Genomic DNA, 17,088 nt, shown 5'->3' with positions numbered 1-17,088 from the left:
TAACAAAAAAACTGTATTTTCTTATAAGAAATGAAGTCACCTAGTTGGCGACTTCATTGGTTTTTAACAACAAGAATACGAATCTATCCTTATTTTCCTATTGAACTTGTTTTTTCTTTGGTACGTATAGATCCGTAATAGTGCCTTCGATCATTTCACTAACATCAGTGTTTCCGAAAGTGTTGGGTGTGGGTGAATGGTTAATGCAATATCCTCGGCTTCACAACCCATTTCAATGGCTAACGCGACTTCACCAATCAGTTCTCCCGCATTGGGGCCCACGATTCCTGCACCTAAATCGTTGTGTTTCTTGACCTAAAGAACGACCACTGGCCATCCACGGGAAAACCGCTTTTTCATAAGCAATCGATTGGGCTTTTGCTTCCATTTCTGTCAGGCCTACCCAAGCAATTTCGGGATCGGTATACGCAACAGAAGGAATACAACGTGGCTCAAAATAATGTTTTTTACCGGCAATCACTTCGGCCGCAACGCGTCCTTCCGCCACTGCTTTATGCGCTAACATCGGGTTACCGACAATATCACCAATCGCAAAAATATGCGGCACAGCGGTCCGTAGTTGTTTATCCACCTGAATAAAACCACGCTCATCCACTTCAATCCCTAATGCCTCCGCGCCAATGAGTTTACCATTTGGTTTACGCCCAACCGCGGATAAAATTCGATCGAATCGTTGTGGTTTATCTGGCGCACCTTCTCCGGAAAAATGAACCCAAAGGCCGTCTTTTTTCGCTTCCACTTGCGTCACTTTGGTATTTAATAAAAACTTATACTGCGCACTTAATCGTTTAAATAACGGTTTAACAATATCTTCATCTGCACCGGCAATGATATGGGCATTCGCTTCGACAACGGTAATCGATGCTCCCAAAGCGTGATAGACAGTCGCCATTTCCATACCGATAATTCCACCGCCTAAAATCAACATTTCGCCCTGTGTGGCTTCCAGTGCCAGCGCACCCGTTGAATCGATAATGCGTGGATCGCTTGGCAGAAAAGGAAGTTGTACAGGCTGTGATCCGGCTGCGGTTTTTTTCCATCGATCGTGAGAGTTAACTCATTTTTCCCAGTAAATTGTCCTTCACCCTGAATCACTTCCACTTTACGTTGTTTGGCTAACATCGCCAAACCACCCGTCAGTTTTTTCACAACACTGTCTTTCCAGACTTTTAATTTTTTAATGTCCAGTTTTGGTTTGCCAAACTCAACACCGAATTCTTTCATAGCTGCCGCATCTTCAATTACTTTCGCCGCATGCAATAAAGCTTTAGAAGGGATACAACCCACATTTAAACAAACACCACCTAAGGTACTGTAACGTTCAACCAAGGTTACTTTTTTCCCTAAATCCGCCGCACGAAAAGCAGCGGTGTAGCCGCCCGGCCCACTCCCTAAGACGAGTACTTCAGTTTTTTTGGTTTCTAAGTCAGCCATACTTTCCTCTTTTATGCAGTAATATGAGTTATGTTATTTCATTCGTACAAAATAGTGGATGATCTCGTCTTTAGAGCAACCAACGTCGAATATCCGCAAGACAATCGGCCAAATAGACAATAAAGCGCGCGCCTTCGGCCCCATCAATCACGCGATGATCGTAGGATAACGATAATGGCAACATTAAGCGAGGAACAAATTCGCTGCCTTGATATTGCGGTTTATATTGTGCTTTTGAAACACCCAAAATCGCGACATCCGGAACATTGACGATCGGCGTGAACGCGGTCCCACCGATTCCACCTAAACTTGAAATCGTAAAAGAATTTCCTTGCATATCTGCGCTCGTCAATTGCTTGGCACGTGCTTTTTGGCTTATTTCACCTAATTCTTTGGCTAGTTCAGATAAACTTTTTTTATCGACGTCACGAATCACCGGAACAACCAAACCTTCTGGTGTATCCACGGCAATTCCAAAATGAAAATATTTTTTTATAATCAGTTGCTGACCATCTGCCGACAAGGACGCATTGAATGAAGGAAACGCCTTAAGCGTTGTCACAACGGCTTTCATAATAAACGCTAAGGGTGTCAATTTAATACCGGACTGTATCGCAAAATTAGCCTGCGCTTTACGAAACGCTTCCAGTTCCGTAATGTCCGCTTCATTAAATTGCGTCACATGCGGAACTAATAACCAATTACGATGTAAATTTTGGGCCGTGAGTTTCTTAATCCGAGAAAGGGGTTTCGTTTCCACCTCCCCAAACGATTTAAAATCAATATCCGGTTGTTTCGGCGCATGAAAATCGCCTTCCGAACCACGCGAAGAGGAACTTAAGGACGATTTTACATAGTTTTGTAAATCTTCTTTTATAATCCGTCCTTTTGTCCCGTCCCCCGAATGGAAGCTAAATGAATGCCGAATTCGCGCGCTAAACGCCGCACACCTGGCCCGGCATGCTGATCACCCACTTCCTCTTCTTGATCTAAATTCAAGTGCGAAGCTCCATGCAATGTCTGCGCAGATGATTTCACCGTATCGCTGTGCGAAATGCTTGTTGACGTTTTCTGTACAGGTTCCGTTGTCGCAGCGGATGCATCTGCTTGGGTCGACGTTGCCGTCGCTTGTGCGCCGGCTTCTTCAGCAAAGTGCATGATCAAGTCACTTTTAGAAACTTTATCACCCACTTTGACTAAAATCTCGGCCACGGTTCCACGCACATCCATCGATGCTTTATCACTTTCCAGGGTAATTAATGCGTCTTCAGGTTGCACCGTATCACCGACTCTTTTAAGTTAGACAAGTGAAATTCTCCTCACTAGTTATAATAAGATGATGAGCGTTCATTAGACCTCAAAAGGATTCGGTTTTTTCGGGTCTATTGAGTAACGCGCCAACGCTTGTTCAATTTCTTGGGAAGTCACACTCCCTTCGGCCTGTAAAGCATACAGCGCAGCCAGCACAATATAATAACGATCCACTTCAAAAAATTGACGTAATTGTTCGCGCGTCGCACTTCGACCAAACCCATCCGTTCCAAGTACCACATAACGTTGTTTAAAGAACCCACGAATTTGATCCGCGTTTAAACGGATATAATCGGTCGCTGCAACGACTGGCCCCGGACGATCCGCTAAACACTGTGCAACGTGACTCAAGCGTGGGGTTTGCGTCGGATGCAGTAAATTGTGTCGCTCAACTGCTAACGCTTCTTTACGTAACTCTGAAAAATTTGTCGGAATAGACCTTCCATACCAAAAGTACGTGACTCATCGGGAACAATCGGTACAATCCGTGGTGCTAAGGCTTTATCTTTTAAAAGCTGGCGCAAAAGTTCAACAAAAACCATCGTCGTCGAAATACTGCGCTCTTTTGAACCTTGCAAAACATTATTAAACACCGCCAAATCCGGTGTTGCTAATTTTTCACTGGTGTGTGTCCGCCGTGCAGGTAAGTAGCCCCCTAAATTTTTTCGTTTTTCTTGTAAGTAACGAATTTCCGGACTCTGTACGCCGGGATGATGAAAACTTAAATTTTCCACTTCTTCATCACTTAAGGGTAATTTAAAACGATCACGAAACGCGAGCAGTTGCTCGTGCGTCATTTTCTTTTGTTGATGGGTAATATTTTGTCCTTCTCCCGCCGTCCCCATCCCATAGCCTTTAATCGTTTTCGCTAAAATCACGGTTGGCTGACCCGTATGTTGCGCTGCCGCTTGGTACGCAGCATAAACTTTTTTGATATCGTGTCCACCACGCCGCAAACGCCAGATGTCTTCATCGGTCATGTCCGCGACCAGTTCTTTGAGTTCTGGATATTTTGCAAAAAAATGTTCACGAATATAAGCACCATCTTTCGCACGAAAATTCTGATACTCGCCGTCAATGGTTTCCATCATCAATCGCGGCAATAACCCTTTTTTATCTTTGGCAAATAATTCATCCCAGGAGCTACCCCACAGCACCTTAATCACATTCCAGCCCGCGCCACGGAAGACCCCTTCCAGCTCTTGAACAATTTTTCCATTCCCGCGCACCGGACCATCCAGACGTTGTAAATTACAATTAATGACAAAAATAAGGTTGTCGAGCTGTTCACGTCCAGCAACCGTCAAAGCGCCTAAAGATTCTGGCTCATCCATTTCGCCGTCACCACAAAACACCCACACTTTTCGCTTTTGTGTATCGGTAAGACCGCGATAATGTAAATACTTGAGAAATCGTGCTTGATAAATCGCTTGCATCGGACCTAACCCCATGGAAACGGTGGGAAATTGCCAAAAATCTGGCATCAACCATGGATGAGGATATGAACTGATCCCTTGCCCACCAATTTCTTGGCGAAAATGGGCTAACTGATGCTCCGTTAATCGCCCTTCAAGGAAAGCGCGTGCATAAATTCCCGGAGAAGAGTGTCCCTGGATATAGAGTAAATCACCGCCATGCTGCGCATCGGCGGCATGAAAAAAATAGTTAAACCCGACTTCATAAAGCGTCGCGGCGGATGCATAGGAGGCAAGGTGGCCACCTAATTCTGAAGAGACTTTTCCCGCTTTTAATACCATCATGACCGCATTCCAACGAATCAAGGCGGCAATACGCTTTTCTAACGTTTCATCTCCTGGGAACTCAGGTTGGTCTTTAACGGCTATCGTATTCACGTAAGGAGTTACCAACGCCTGCGGTAAAGACGACCCCGCGTTGACGCGCCGTATCAAGCAATTGTTGAACCAAAAATTCAGCACGCGCTTTGCCTTCGACTTTTAATACGGATAAAAGCGCGTCAAGCCATTCTTTGGTTTCGATGGGGTCTAGGTCTAAATTTAACGTGGACTGCGTCATAAACGGTGCTCATCCTCAGAAAAGTAGAGTTTTTATAAATAATAGGATCCATTCTACCGGGATTGGTGAGGGTTTGTCCTCTTCTACGATAAAGAAACTGCCCTAAGACTATCGTGCCAATACATTATAGAATGATCTTACCGGCTTTTTTGGGTCAAACAGCCGGTAAGATAGACTTGTTTTTCAAGATTTGAGATGTGCTACAGTAACATACCGAGCGTAACCGCAAAGACAATCAGTAAAAAAAGTATCAGCGCTCGATCAATAAGCTGGAGTGCTTCAGGGTAATTCTCATCTTTAAGTTCTGTATTATCTGGCAAGCCTAACGCAACACGACTGCCCCGTTCAATCATTTCCCCATTAAAAGAAGGATCTCTTAATAGATAGTTCAAGAAAAAATGGCTCTTACCCACCAAAGCATTGATTATTGTAAATAATCGAACCGGCAGCCAATCAAGGAATCCTTTTAATTTTGCAGCGACTTCGCCTAATCCAGGATGAGAGGTAACTTGTTGCGCACAACGTTCCACCAAACGATACGTTAACGCGGCAATCGGTCCAAGCAAAGCAAACCAAAAAATCACCGCAAAAAGCGTTTCATTGGCTTTGTTAAAAATGAATCGGTGATGGGTCTTACTCTCATAAATATTGTCTGGGCCTAAACAATAAAAGAGGACGGCTGCGCCCAGTACGAATCCAACAAAACCACATAAAACAGTATGACTTGGAACATAAATAAGAGCAAACAGTAGGACGATCGGCAAGACAATCAACAAAAAGAAAATATAAGGATTTTTTGCCCATGCATACTGACCAAAGCATTGTTGTACTTTGTTTACATACGCACTCAACCAGTTAAAACGGTGCAGTGCTTTCCCAATAGAAAGAAAGCGCTCTAAACTTAAACAAAGTAAAAGAGTAATAAATGTCATGGTGTATCTTGACTCCTGGATTTTAACATCGTACACATGCGCAACGCTTCATAGTATTGAACTATTTTTGGAACATTCTTTATTCAATTCAGTCTGCAATACAGTAAAGCGCGCTATTGATCAAAATTTTTAATTCATTGACCTGAGGATGATAGTTTAGTCTACTCGCAGCTTATCGTTCAAGGCTAAGGGTGTTGGGTAACGCAAAACCACCCAATAGGACGATCCCACAAAGGTTAAAATCGTCGCTGCTTGAATTAAATAGTTTGCTTTCGCACTAATCAAAGCCGGCGTCGCTTCAGCCGCCAAATACGCAAGCAACAAAGAAAACTCGCTCGCTTGCCCTAAACGAACACCCACTTCGCGAGCAATGCTTTTCTTCTCGCCAGACCAACGAAGTAACACGGCAAACAACCAGGGCTTGATAAGCAGAACGAGGCCAGCCAATAATAAAGCCGGTAAGATTCAAAACTTGCACCAATCGCAAAGAAAAACATCGTTAGACAAAAATCACGTAACGGCTTCAAGTTATCCGCAATAAACGCCGCGATCGGTCCTTCAGCAATCGAAACTCCCGCTAAGAACGCACCGATCTCAGCAGAGAGTCCGAGCGCACGAGAAAGTTCTGCCAAACCTAAACACCACCCGAGCGCGACCAAGAATAAGTATTCTTTTACCCGATCAAACCGAACAAACAGTTTACTAATAAAATAATGCTGGACAACAAACGCAAACCCAAGAATAAAAGGAAAGGTGATAAACGTCAGTCCTAAATCAATCCATTTTGATCCAGTTAAGTGGGCGCCGTGAACAATCAATAACATGCCAATCGCTAAACAAATCCTGTAACAGCAACACACTAATCATCGTTTCACCAATCGGCTTATGATGTAAAGCCATCGTCGGTAAAAGCTTTAAGCCGATAATCGTACTCGAGAAAATTAAACTTGCACCAATGAGTAAACTTTCCAGGAGTGCAAAACCAAAGAAATAGCCGACTGCAAAACCTATCGTCGTGAATAGCGCACTGAACACTAACGTGGCCAACGCCGTTTTACGCAGACTTCGATAAAACTCTTGTGGTGTTAAATCAAGACCCACTAAAAATAGCAGAAAGATAATACCGACATCACCAAAACCACGCGCTACCGTAATGTTAGGTACTAATTTCAAACCACTCGGGCCTAACAAAACACCTAACAGAATATAAGCCACCAATAAGGACTGTCGAGTATAGAGTGCGATGGTCGCTAACACCGCTGCACCCGTAAAAATGATGAACGTAGAAAAGACGAAGCTGTGATCCATGTGCGTTACTCCTCCAAACAAAGTAGAGACGCATTCCCACCGGCCGCCGTAGTATTAATTGACAGTGTCCGCTCCACACATAAACGTGGCAGATAATAAGGTCCGCCGGCTTTCGGTCCGGTGCCCGATAATCCTTCACCACCAAAAGGTTGTACGCCCACAACTGCGCCAATCATACTGCGGTTTACATATTGATTTCCTACATGTACTTGCCGGGTAATGGTATTGATTATACTTTGAATACGGCTTTGTATCCCTAACGTTAAACCATAACCGGTTTGATTAATCGCTTCAATCACCTGTGTACGATCATGCGCCGCATAACGGGAACTAAATGTAAAGCATGGAGTAACTGAACCGCTGCGGCGGCGATCAGCGTTGTTTGTCCAGCTGGTTTTGCAATCACCGTGTTTCCCGCGGCTAAAGCGGCGGTGACCTGGCCAATAAAAATGGCTAATGGAAAATTCCAAGGACTAATACATGCAATGACACCACGACCATGTAAACTAGACCAATTTTCTTCACCGGTTGGTCCAGGTAATAATTGCGGAACACAGTCTTAACGACAAAAATCAATGGCTTCACGCACTTCAGCCACAGCATCCGGTAACGTTTTACCGGCTTCACTGACCGCTAAAGCTATAAATTCAGCCAACCGTTCTTCAAATAAATCAGCCGCCCGTTCTAAACAAGCCGCCCGTATTTCAACCGGAGTTTGCGACCAACTCGCAAACGCTTGATGTGCGCTGGTTAGTGCCAGTTCCAATTGTTCAAGGCTCGCTAACGTCACCTCACCAATCACCTGCTCTGTCTGCGCAGGATTGACTACTTTTTTTGTTTTCTCACCAGACTGTAATTGACCATCAATAATTGGGCCAGAAACCCGTTGCACTTGACTCGCTGCGGTGATTTGTTCTGCAAGAACTGCCCATGTATTCGTATCACTAAAATCAATTCCTCGTGAATTTTTACGGGCATGACCATAGATATCCGCAGGCAAAGGAATTTTAGGATGCGGAATCGCTTGCAAGTTCCCCTCAATCGGAACATTTGGATCGACGATTCGATTGACAAAAGAAGTATTCGCACCATTTTCCAAAAGACGGCGGACTAAATAAGCGAGTAAGTCTTCGTGGCCACCCACCGGGGCATAGACTCGGCAAGGGATATTAAGATGCTCAAGACCCACAACGTGATCATAAAGCGTGGCGCCCATTCCATGGAGGCATTGAAATTCAAAATCGCGATAATCACCAGCCATTTCAAGAATGGTCGCTAAACTATATGCATTATGCGTCGCAAATTGTGGATAAATCTGTCGCGTATGCGCCAACATCTTTTTAGCACATGCGATAAAACTGACATCGGTTGCCGTCTTACGGGTAAAGACCGGATAACTTTTCAGTCCTTTGACTTGTGCATTTTTAATTTCTGTATCCCAATACGCGCCTTTAATCAGGCGAACCATCCAGCGCTTACCCTGTTTTTGACTTAAATCAATCAACCAATCTAAGACAAAACGCGTCCGCTTTTGGTAAGACTGAACCGCTAAACCAAATCCTTCCCAATTTCCTAAATCACCATCACAAAACACATTCCCAATAATATCCAGTGAAATATCCAGCCGCTCGGCTTCTTCAGCATCTACCGTCAAAGTAATGTTATTGTCTTTCGCCTGGAGTGCGAGCACTTTTAGTTGCTGCGTTAAAAACGGGACCACTTCTTCTTTTTTGGCAAACTCATAGCGCGGATGTAATGCCGATAGTTTAATCGAAATACCCGGCGCATCTTTTAAATGTTTCCCTTGTGCCACTTGACCAATGGCTCGAATCGCTGTTTGATATGCATTGAAATAGCGGTTTGCGTCGGCTTGAGTCCGCGCTGCCTCACCTAACATATCATATGAAAAACGATAACCACGTGCTTCCAGTGGTACTGCGCGCTTGAGGGCTTCGTCAATCGTCTGCCCCATCACAAACTGACGACCCAATAATTGCATCGCCTGTTTCACTGCACGTCGAATAATCGGTCCACCGGTTCGTCCTAAAAAACGACACAGTTGAGTCGATAAGCCTTGTTCTTCATCTGACTTAAGCAACTTGCCTGTTAAAGGAGCCCCAAGTACTCGCATTGACAAAAAAGAATGGCTCTGACCAACATGCGAAGTCCAGTCTACCCCGCTAATTTTATCTTCTAATAATGCATCCACCGTTGTTTTATCCGGGATCCGGAGTAACGCTTCCGCTAAACACATTAAAGCAATGCCTTCTTGACTCGACAAATCATACTCATACAGAAAAGCGTCTAAGCCTCCAGTGGATAAGCGTTTAGCACGAATTTTCTGGATCAATTCTTTCGCGGTCTGCGCCACTTCAACCGGCAATGCCGCTTCTTTTAGCAACGCCTCGACAACTTCCGTTTCATCTGCGTAGTAAGCATCCGCGATAGCTTGACGAAAAGAAGCATCCTGCATCGACATTAAGGGAAAAGACATCCGAACCTCGCATAAAATATAAAATTGTTTTTTTCAATGTGGCGCCGTGTTGTGGGTTCATTGCGTTGATGAAAAACCACTCGGCAAATCACGCCACGCCTAAACTATCTTGATAAAAAATCTGGATCTCTAGTCATTGCAATGAAGAAGAATCAGGACAGTAATTTAGTCATACAGCAGTTCATCTAACGCCGTTTGCTTCTCTGAACCGCCCGCTTGGACTAACTCCTGCAACACATCCGTAATACACAAATAACGCAAAATATTCGGTGTTACTTCGTCAAATGTAACTTTCACGCCGAGTAACGATTGCTCTACTTCATCAAAGGTTGCGCCAATCCCATACCCTAAACATAAAGAACACAGCTGGTCCGCTCGACGTGCAATCGCAGGGAAAATTCCCTTTTCTGAAAAGATTTCTTCTTCTGTAATCACTCGCCCCTTGAGCGTAAACGTGGTTCCAAACGTTTTAATAATGGTACAAAGTGCTTTTTTTAATTCCATCGCTGTTTTACTCCTTCCACCAGGGAATCGCTACTTTACGAGGACCCGCTAAGACATTGCGTAACCAGCGCCAAAATACTGGTACTGAAAAGCCATAATGCTCCAGTAGCCCAAAAAAAGCCATGGCCGCTAACGCCAACAGAAAGCTCCAAAGACGAATATGAATCAAAAATAACAGTAAAGGAAACGCCGCCCGCGCATCGATTACAAAAAACCGTGGGGTACGCGCAGAATCTCGCCAATGCGCTTCTGTTAAAACACGAGCCATAAACCACCTACTTCTTACCTTTATTCTAAACACTGCATTCAGTGGCGCTTTAGAGCTTAAGCACAAATTTGAAGCAGTGCCTTGTGGCACGAATCATACCGCATGTATCACTGAATTTAAAGCAATGGGCCGGATTCTATATCAATTCTATAAATTGATAATTTTATTAAATTTTAATCTAATTACAAGTTAAAGAATCGGCTCAAAACGGCATGTACTATTCTAAGGAAAGGTCCTTCCTTTATTAGGATCAACAAAGAATTGGAACGAAAACCCGAACCTCTGTTCGCTAAACAAATCACTTTACATATAGAAAAATTTGCTAATCTATCTTTTAGGCCAACGCCCATCGCGCTCCACTCGCCATGCAGAGATTGATCCATAGCCAAAAAGCTTTATTGTATATCTTGACCACACAGCACTTCAACCGACATACGATAAAGCCCGTTCCGGGCTTATCTAAGCAAACGTTTGCCTTATCTCACAAGCGATACGCCCTTTTATTATCTCAAGAAAAGTCGCAATCCAATCGGGGCAGAAGCCGGTTTGCACTGCTCAACCTGAGCGGTATTCGGCTCCAAACCCACCGCGGCCAGGACCCCAGAACGCAAAGCACTTTTACCAAAAAATCCTAGTCTATTCGTTACACCCTTAGACCAACCTTTTACTATATCTTCAAGATCTAATTTAGTCTTTGGCACCTGATCCTGAGTAGACTTTCCATGTAGTTGATCTAACAAACAATTTATATTATTAATTCTACGTATTGAAGCCGCGCGATCTTGCTTCTTGATATTTTCTGGTGTAGTAGTTTGCGCAAGATAGCGAATAAGCGCTTGACGAATATTCAGATCAAATAAATCGAATTCTTCTTGACTATCTGACACCTCCTGGAGGATGCGAATCAAAACATTATTTAAAGCAACATCTAATGAAATCGTTTGGATTGACTCTAATTTTTTTGCGCACACTGTTTCATCTTTATAGTCACCGTGTTCTTTAATATTTTTTACGATAGCCCCTAACGTCTCGTTTTTATTATAACAAAATGCAAGCTTTTTATTAGTCAGTTCCTTTTCTAACCTCTCTAATAATATGATTTGTCTTAGCTCTTTTACTGCTATCGCTGAACTTTCTTTTTCTGTCACTTCTTCGTGAGAAGGCCACTGACTGGCGAAAGCAAATACGGTTGAATGATTCGTTATGACCTCATCCTCTAAGTCTGAAATATCAGAGCTATGTTCAGATGAAGAAAACCATGGGGTTGTTAAACCGACCCCTGAGCCATCAGAATTTCTTTCAAAAGAAGCCTCGTCTTGAAATAAAGAATCATCATTTTTGTTGGATAATAGTTAGATCCTCTGCTTTTAGCTTTTTCTTCATTTTCCATCTGGAAACACATCATCATTTTCTGTTAACGCTTGATTTTCTTGTCTAGGCATCTGATATTGAATGTAATCTAGCTTTTCAATCACCTGATCTATATTCCACCTAGCTTCGGGAAAAATATAGGTCATACACCTAGCTAGATTCTGTAACGCTTCTTTTTGCTTTCTTTCACTGTTAGAAAGTGTTTCTTTTTCAATCTTTTCCCTATAAGAAGAAAAGTTTTTTTCTCATCTACCGACAATTCGCTGAATCGACTCTCAAACTGCAAATCAAGTGGAAAAAAATCTCTTTTTATCATTTGACCGAGCGCATGAATATCGACTTGTTCAGTTGGGAATTCCTGAGTTGGCTGTTCAGGTGCATAATAAAAACTCGTCATATGTCTAGAACACCCTAACTTCTCACCTTGATCTTTGGAAAATCCTCCACCTAAATCAAGTAAAGTTATTTCAGCAGCAGAACTATTTTCATCATAATTAATATAAATATTTTCTGGCTTAAGATCGCAATGAATAATTTTTTGATTACAATGTAAACCTCTAACTTCTTTTATAAGAGCTGAAAATATTCTTAATCGAGTTTGAAAACTAGGAAATACTTCTTTGTTTGTATGTAACCCCAAAAAATAATCGAGCCTTTCACCCGGTACTTGTTTCATAACTTGAAATACAAATTGATCTTTATTTAGATGGCTTTCAAATTTAATAGGTGTTTTTGCGCTTATCTTAGAATAAGCTTTAAGTAAGGTCGCTTCTCTTTCTATCTCTATTAATGAAACTGTATGCTTTAAAATAGGATCAGTATCTGTTCCTATTTTCTGTTTTATATTCCACTGCTCGCTGAAGGAATATTTAAATAATTTCTGTTTTTTTACTATTCGCTTTTTCGATGAAACCGAATATAGTTTTTTTTCATTAAGGGTAAAATCAGAATTCAAACAAATTGTTTTTAAGACAGGATAAATCAGACTAAACGCGCCCCCTTTATCTTCTGCTTTGCCGAGCACTTCAATACGATACCCATCTTTTGGTTTTTTAGAATTTCCTTTTTGTTCTTGATGACGAACCAAAATATTACCATTAAATTCAAACCTATAATTATATCGCTGTTTTGTTTCCGGATGTATCCAATGATAATCATAAAAACCAGACTGCAAAAGGAAAGCCTTTTCTTTTGTTTTTTCTACTTCACTCATCTTCTGCTTAAGATAAGGAAAAAAAATCATTAAACAGATCAGATGCGGGTCAACTTTTGAAAAGTCAATTTTATTCAAACTAATTTTAGTCAAGTCAACATTAGTCAGATTAACCTTGGCCAGATCTACCTCAGGAAGACCGGCTTTAGTTAAATCTATGGAAAGATCTATTTGAGAAATGTCTACTACAAGAAAAATTAAATATAGAAAAAATCTAATAAGGAAAGATTAATACAGCTATCAATATAATTAGGTGCGCCAGTCATAATATAAAAATTTTTTTATTATAAAGTCAAAGCATAATAATAAAATATCTTTAATACAATATTTTAATATATGGAAATTATTATATTTTAATAATCAAAACCGATACTAAATAAATAAAAATCATCATTTATTTAAATATAAACTGATTCTACAAATAGTAAACTAACGATTTACTCTCAATACGATATGGTATTACTTATCTTTAAAAAATTAGTTAAGTATTTTAAGTTTTTTGATAGAGTGATTACTTTTTTATGAGCAAGCATTTTATACGTACGACATAATCTGCTTCGATTGTTGCACATTACGCATAATGAGTTTTAATTCCATTCATTTTTTGACTCATCGCCTATTTATTCAAGCGATTGAGCGCTACCCCTATACGCACTAAATCGTTTAGCCGACTGTTTTAAAGCATGGGTTAAATCACTCCTGCTGATTAAATTTAAGCTTTATCCAAAGTATCAGCGAAGAGATAATCTTTTAAACCAAATGAATGAAGAAGCCTAAAGCCGCTGCATCTTATAAGCTAATTAACTCGATGCTTAGAGCCCCTCTACTGTTTTACGCCATTTCCTTTCGATAGGGATTGCTAAAATCGAATGGGCCGATTATAATTGCCACGCTTATCTTTTGGCCGAATAGCTCAGTCGGTAGAGCAGAAGACTGAAAATCTTTGTGTCGGTGGTTCGATTCCGCCTTCGGCCACCAGAAAACTCAATTAAAATCAACAAGTTAACTTCTTTACCTCAGATTCAATTTTTTGTATTACCAAAATAATACCAAAACTAACTCGAAATTATTGATCTTCATTAAGCTTGCTTTCCGGTATCTGAATTTGTTAAATCTAATCCAGCTTCCACCTCTGTCCACTGTGGCTCATGTCCTTCCTTATATTTATCTGTCATCGCTCGTGTTGCATGCCCAGCCAGCGCTTGTGCATCAATTCCACGATTTTCATATTGTTTGATTCCTAATCAACGAATCTCGTGAAAGGTGGGACGCTTCGCCATTGGTATTGACTTGAATCGCGGCAGCTTATCTCTGATACTAGAAAATGTCCTTGTCAGATAATCTGGTGTTATCTGAGTGAAATGTTGCTTACTTTCTGCTTTATAATTCTGCTTACTATGTTTATCAGGTTTTCTGTGGAGAATAAAAGGACTTAAAAAACAATCACGGCAACGACTCAAAACGTTTTGCAATATAGGCGTTATCTTAATTTTAAGATAAGCTGAATCTCCATGTTTCTCCGTCTTATGCTGGATAACATACAAATAACGCTCTTTAATATCTGAAAACTTTAAATTAACTAAATCTTCCCGTCTCTGCAAAGTCTGTAAACCTAAGTCCATTGCATTCTTAAACCACGGCTCTGCTTCGTGGTAATTATAAATATCCAAAAATCCTTCTAACTCCAATCGCTGCCGCTTCTTTTCTTCCATTTTTGGCAGCGTCTTCTCAACGGGGTTTTCTTTGCATAAACCTTTCACTATTGCATACTTAAAAATTACTATAAGTAAACTTCGATAACGATTTGACGAAACCGATGGGAATTTATCTAAAAACTCTGAAACTTCTTTAATCGATAACTCATCAATTAATTTGTCACCTAACTCTTTACGAATATGGACTAACTTTTTCTTATGCTCCTTGATTGTAAGAACAGCTAGTTTGCGTTCTGGCATTAGCTCAAACTCAAACCGATCTAAAAAGGTATTGAATGCTTGGACAGGTTCATTGATGACCTTCCCAACTATATCACGACCTGGCAATAACATTGAATTCAATAATCATTCATTATGATATTAAATTGCGATCTGCTATAGATTGCTTCATCCCAGAAACTATCGGTAGCTAGCACTATACAATCGATCAAGTCTAGCAAACAAAAATTCTTTGCTAAAGTTTTTTCAATCGCTGCTTTCGCTAATTCATGTGGTCTTAACTGACTTTCAGTATAATTAGATAAGCCTATGGCTTTAAAAATATCTAACAAATTTTTTTCATGGTCAAAAAAATGGAGCTCAGAAATATTTTTTTGTTGGCCCAATTCGTAACCAATACTTCCTAAATAACATTTATTCTCTTTCATAAAGTCCATTACAAGTAGCCATCTGTATAAAAATACTAATTCTTCATCAATAAAATACTCTAATTTTCAAATCAAATGCATATACGGTAATTAACTAAACATATAAGTAATATACTATAATTAATTAAGCCTAATAAACAACTATATTCTTTTTCTGAAAACCAGAGATGCCATTTAAGGTCTTTATAAAAAATTGAGTATCATAAGTGAATAAATTCTTTTGAAAAGAAGTAGCAACTACAGCGGCGGTATATAAATTATCAATACTTAATGGAAAAAGCTTCCAGTTTAAAAGCTCTGTTTGCTCAACAGTCGAAATTTTCAACCAGTCAAGCGTCACTGCAATTTCGTCCAGATTAACGGAAATATTAGCAAGATCTACCGCCAAACCTATTCCTTTAGCCTTTAAAAAGGCTTCTTTCCTAGTCCAACAACGAAAAAAGTTTCTTCCTTTTCTCGTTGACTCTTCAAAGTTAAAAAAAATTTCTTTTCAGATGGAGAAAAAATAGTTTCGCTTAGACTTTCTATTGATTTCTTTTTATCGTTATATTCTATATCGATACCTATCGGATCTTCCACTGTTACTGCTATAAGAATAAGGTCGTGCGAATGTGATATATTAAACTGAATCTTCAATGGGCTTTGTAAATTAGCTAGTGCAGGTTTTCCATAATTTTCGATTTTAAAATGTAAGCATTGCGGATCACAATCTAAATAATTAGCCAGAATCAACCGCTTCATGCTATGTGTTACTTGATAACGATATTGATCGCGCGCAAATTTAAAACGTTCCGAACGCTTTATCTCTTCAGGTGAAAGATTGAACGGGTGGTTAACGTTATTCAGATCGACTAGCCAAATATGTAATTCTGATCGAGAAATCGATAAGTTGACTGGCGGCCTTTCCCATAAAATCGAATTCATATTATTATAATCTTATAAAAAATATACTTATCTGCGTTCTAAAAAACTTTGTTGAATTAAATAATTATTTAACTTTACTAAGTTTAAATGCTAATTTCAATATTCGAGTATCTTATTATCTAAAAAATCCGTGCGGGACTTTTGCGGGAGTGAACTATACTCTTATGTGCTTTTGCGTGATAATTGTAATGGCCGCCACAAATAAAAATATTGTTTTTTCAATTACTTATAATTTAAGTGCGTGACTGAAAATCTTTGTGTCGGTGGTTCGATTCCGCCTTCGGCCACCAGAAAAATCAAGAGATGAAAGAGATTGAAGAAAATATTAAAAATCGTGTGTCGTAATCAGCACTAAATTTTTGAATCAAACGAGAGAATTTGGACATAAATAGTTCCTCTCATACTTTAAACATCAGCTCGTGCAGCTTAGCCTTTTGCACATCATCCACCTCCATACTGCGATCAAAATTTTTCTCTGTGGCATAATGGCCCTAAGTTTTATTAATTTTAGAAAGTGCACTTAAAGAATCTTTAACATACTTTGCGTTAATGGTTCTATCATCTGCAATGCCAGCTTGCCAATTCATACCAGCTTTTCCATCACCCAGTCTAAGTGAGCGACAGCAGCATAAATAGACTCTTGTTGTAGCGACTTGAGATAAGCTTGACCCTCTGGCTTCTTGAGAAGACGACTTGCTATAGACGAATAATTTTTAGGCGAAAACGCAGCACTCAGAGCAGCTCGCTTAACGTCCATCTTTCCGCTCTCTTTCATTTGGGTTATAAGATTGTTATAGAAAGTGAATTGCTTTTGAGTTAATCCATTTGGTAAATGGGTTTGATTAGCCATCTTTATCTAAATTCCATTTCATTGACCATTTAGTAAACGAAAATAAAAATCTTACTACTCAA

Annotated in this window: 19 protein-coding genes, 1 tRNA gene and 2 pseudogenes; 1 reads left to right on the top strand and 21 read right to left on the bottom strand. The window is 40.3% G+C overall.

The genetic code is table 11. From position 1 onward, the window contains the following. Positions 1-97 precede the first annotated feature (97 nt). The 16 genes and pseudogenes from lpdA to S3O_RS0108555 all read right to left on the bottom strand — a co-directional run bounded on the left by lpdA (position 98) and on the right by S3O_RS0108555 (position 12,890). Positions 98-1,455: pseudogene (lpdA, locus tag S3O_RS14560) on the bottom strand (dihydrolipoyl dehydrogenase). Between the two features lie 70 nt (positions 1,456-1,525). Beyond that, the gene (locus tag S3O_RS18260) at positions 1,526-2,215 is read right to left on the bottom strand and encodes a 2-oxo acid dehydrogenase subunit E2 (protein ID WP_010598699.1); all 690 of its coding nucleotides are present in this window, start codon (positions 2,213-2,215) and stop codon (positions 1,526-1,528) included. Positions 2,216-2,328: 113 nt separating this feature from the next. Continuing rightward, on the bottom strand, positions 2,329-2,733 hold the full coding sequence (locus S3O_RS18255; protein WP_010598698.1) for a biotin/lipoyl-containing protein: 405 nt from the start codon (positions 2,731-2,733) through the stop codon (positions 2,329-2,331). 72 nt (positions 2,734-2,805) lie between these two features. Further along, positions 2,806-3,117, bottom strand: a complete 312-nt coding sequence (locus S3O_RS20545; protein ID WP_010598697.1) for a transketolase-like TK C-terminal-containing protein — start codon at positions 3,115-3,117, stop codon at positions 2,806-2,808. Between the two features lie 44 nt (positions 3,118-3,161). Beyond that, on the bottom strand, positions 3,162-4,619 hold the full coding sequence (locus tag S3O_RS0108605; protein ID WP_010598696.1) for a pyruvate dehydrogenase E1: 1,458 nt from the start codon (positions 4,617-4,619) through the stop codon (positions 3,162-3,164). After that, positions 4,600-4,800: a hypothetical protein gene (locus S3O_RS20540; RefSeq protein ID WP_010598695.1), complete on the bottom strand. Its 201-nt coding sequence runs from the start codon at positions 4,798-4,800 to the stop codon at positions 4,600-4,602. Before S3O_RS20540 ends, S3O_RS0108605 begins: the two co-directional genes overlap by 20 nt. 200 nt (positions 4,801-5,000) lie before the next feature. After that, entirely contained in the window at positions 5,001-5,732 is a 732-nt protein-coding gene (locus tag S3O_RS0108595) for a membrane protein (protein ID WP_010598694.1), read from the bottom strand. 156 nt (positions 5,733-5,888) lie between these two features. Continuing rightward, positions 5,889-6,092, bottom strand: coding sequence for a hypothetical protein (locus S3O_RS19050; RefSeq protein ID WP_235776225.1), 204 nt, complete (start codon positions 6,090-6,092; stop codon positions 5,889-5,891). Next, positions 6,077-6,556, bottom strand: coding sequence for a cation:proton antiporter domain-containing protein (locus S3O_RS19865; RefSeq protein ID WP_268869454.1), 480 nt, complete (start codon positions 6,554-6,556; stop codon positions 6,077-6,079). Before S3O_RS19865 ends, S3O_RS19050 begins: the two co-directional genes overlap by 16 nt. Beyond that, entirely contained in the window at positions 6,507-7,040 is a 534-nt protein-coding gene (locus S3O_RS19860; RefSeq protein WP_010598693.1) for a cation:proton antiporter domain-containing protein, read from the bottom strand. The genes S3O_RS19865 and S3O_RS19860 overlap by 50 nt, the downstream gene beginning before the upstream one ends. Positions 7,041-7,045: 5 nt before the next feature. Next, positions 7,046-9,513, bottom strand: a pseudogene (gene putA / locus S3O_RS14545) (bifunctional proline dehydrogenase/L-glutamate gamma-semialdehyde dehydrogenase PutA). A 186-nt stretch (positions 9,514-9,699) separates the two neighbouring features. Continuing rightward, positions 9,700-10,038 (bottom strand): type IV secretion IcmS family protein, encoded by a 339-nt coding sequence (locus S3O_RS0108580; RefSeq protein ID WP_010598690.1) that lies wholly within the window; start codon positions 10,036-10,038, stop codon positions 9,700-9,702. A 7-nt stretch (positions 10,039-10,045) separates the two neighbouring features. Then, complete coding sequence (icmT, locus tag S3O_RS0108575; RefSeq protein ID WP_010598689.1) at positions 10,046-10,306, bottom strand: IcmT/TraK family protein; 261 nt, start codon at positions 10,304-10,306, stop codon at positions 10,046-10,048. Positions 10,307-10,809: 503 nt separating this feature from the next. Beyond that, a complete protein-coding gene (locus S3O_RS0108570) occupies positions 10,810-11,454 on the bottom strand; it encodes a hypothetical protein (protein WP_010598688.1) in 645 nt (214 codons plus the stop codon). 231 nt (positions 11,455-11,685) lie between these two features. Next, positions 11,686-11,823, bottom strand: a complete 138-nt coding sequence (locus S3O_RS17495) for a hypothetical protein (protein WP_156792846.1) — start codon at positions 11,821-11,823, stop codon at positions 11,686-11,688. An 8-nt stretch (positions 11,824-11,831) separates the two neighbouring features. After that, on the bottom strand, positions 11,832-12,890 hold the full coding sequence (locus S3O_RS0108555; RefSeq protein WP_192805929.1) for a protein kinase family protein: 1,059 nt from the start codon (positions 12,888-12,890) through the stop codon (positions 11,832-11,834). Positions 12,891-13,792: 902 nt separating this feature from the next. Here S3O_RS0108555 and S3O_RS0108550 point away from each other — a divergent pair. Next, positions 13,793-13,868: transfer RNA gene (locus S3O_RS0108550), tRNA-Phe, on the top strand. A gap of 266 nt (positions 13,869-14,134) precedes the next feature. On the opposite strand, the gene S3O_RS0108545 is transcribed toward S3O_RS0108550, so the two are convergent. From S3O_RS0108545 to S3O_RS17810, 5 genes are all read right to left on the bottom strand, one after another. Then, positions 14,135-14,938, bottom strand: coding sequence for an integrase (locus tag S3O_RS0108545; protein WP_408005668.1), 804 nt, complete (start codon positions 14,936-14,938; stop codon positions 14,135-14,137). A 5-nt stretch (positions 14,939-14,943) separates the two neighbouring features. Continuing rightward, a complete protein-coding gene (locus tag S3O_RS0108540) occupies positions 14,944-15,261 on the bottom strand; it encodes a hypothetical protein (protein ID WP_029463749.1) in 318 nt (105 codons plus the stop codon). Positions 15,262-15,382: 121 nt separating this feature from the next. Continuing rightward, positions 15,383-15,736, bottom strand: a complete 354-nt coding sequence (locus tag S3O_RS0108535) for a 4'-phosphopantetheinyl transferase superfamily protein (RefSeq protein WP_083827734.1) — start codon at positions 15,734-15,736, stop codon at positions 15,383-15,385. After that, complete coding sequence (locus tag S3O_RS0108530; RefSeq protein ID WP_010598683.1) at positions 15,658-16,176, bottom strand: 4'-phosphopantetheinyl transferase family protein; 519 nt, start codon at positions 16,174-16,176, stop codon at positions 15,658-15,660. The genes S3O_RS0108535 and S3O_RS0108530 overlap by 79 nt, the downstream gene beginning before the upstream one ends. A gap of 583 nt (positions 16,177-16,759) precedes the next feature. Further along, positions 16,760-16,951 (bottom strand): terminase small subunit, encoded by a 192-nt coding sequence (locus tag S3O_RS17810; RefSeq protein WP_328264375.1) that lies wholly within the window; start codon positions 16,949-16,951, stop codon positions 16,760-16,762. Positions 16,952-17,088: the final 137 nt, after the last annotated feature.

The organism is Rickettsiella massiliensis 20B (assembly GCF_000257395.1).
Lineage (GTDB): Bacteria > Pseudomonadota > Gammaproteobacteria > Diplorickettsiales > Diplorickettsiaceae > Diplorickettsia > Diplorickettsia massiliensis.
This window is presented reverse-complemented; position numbering and strand designations above follow the sequence as displayed.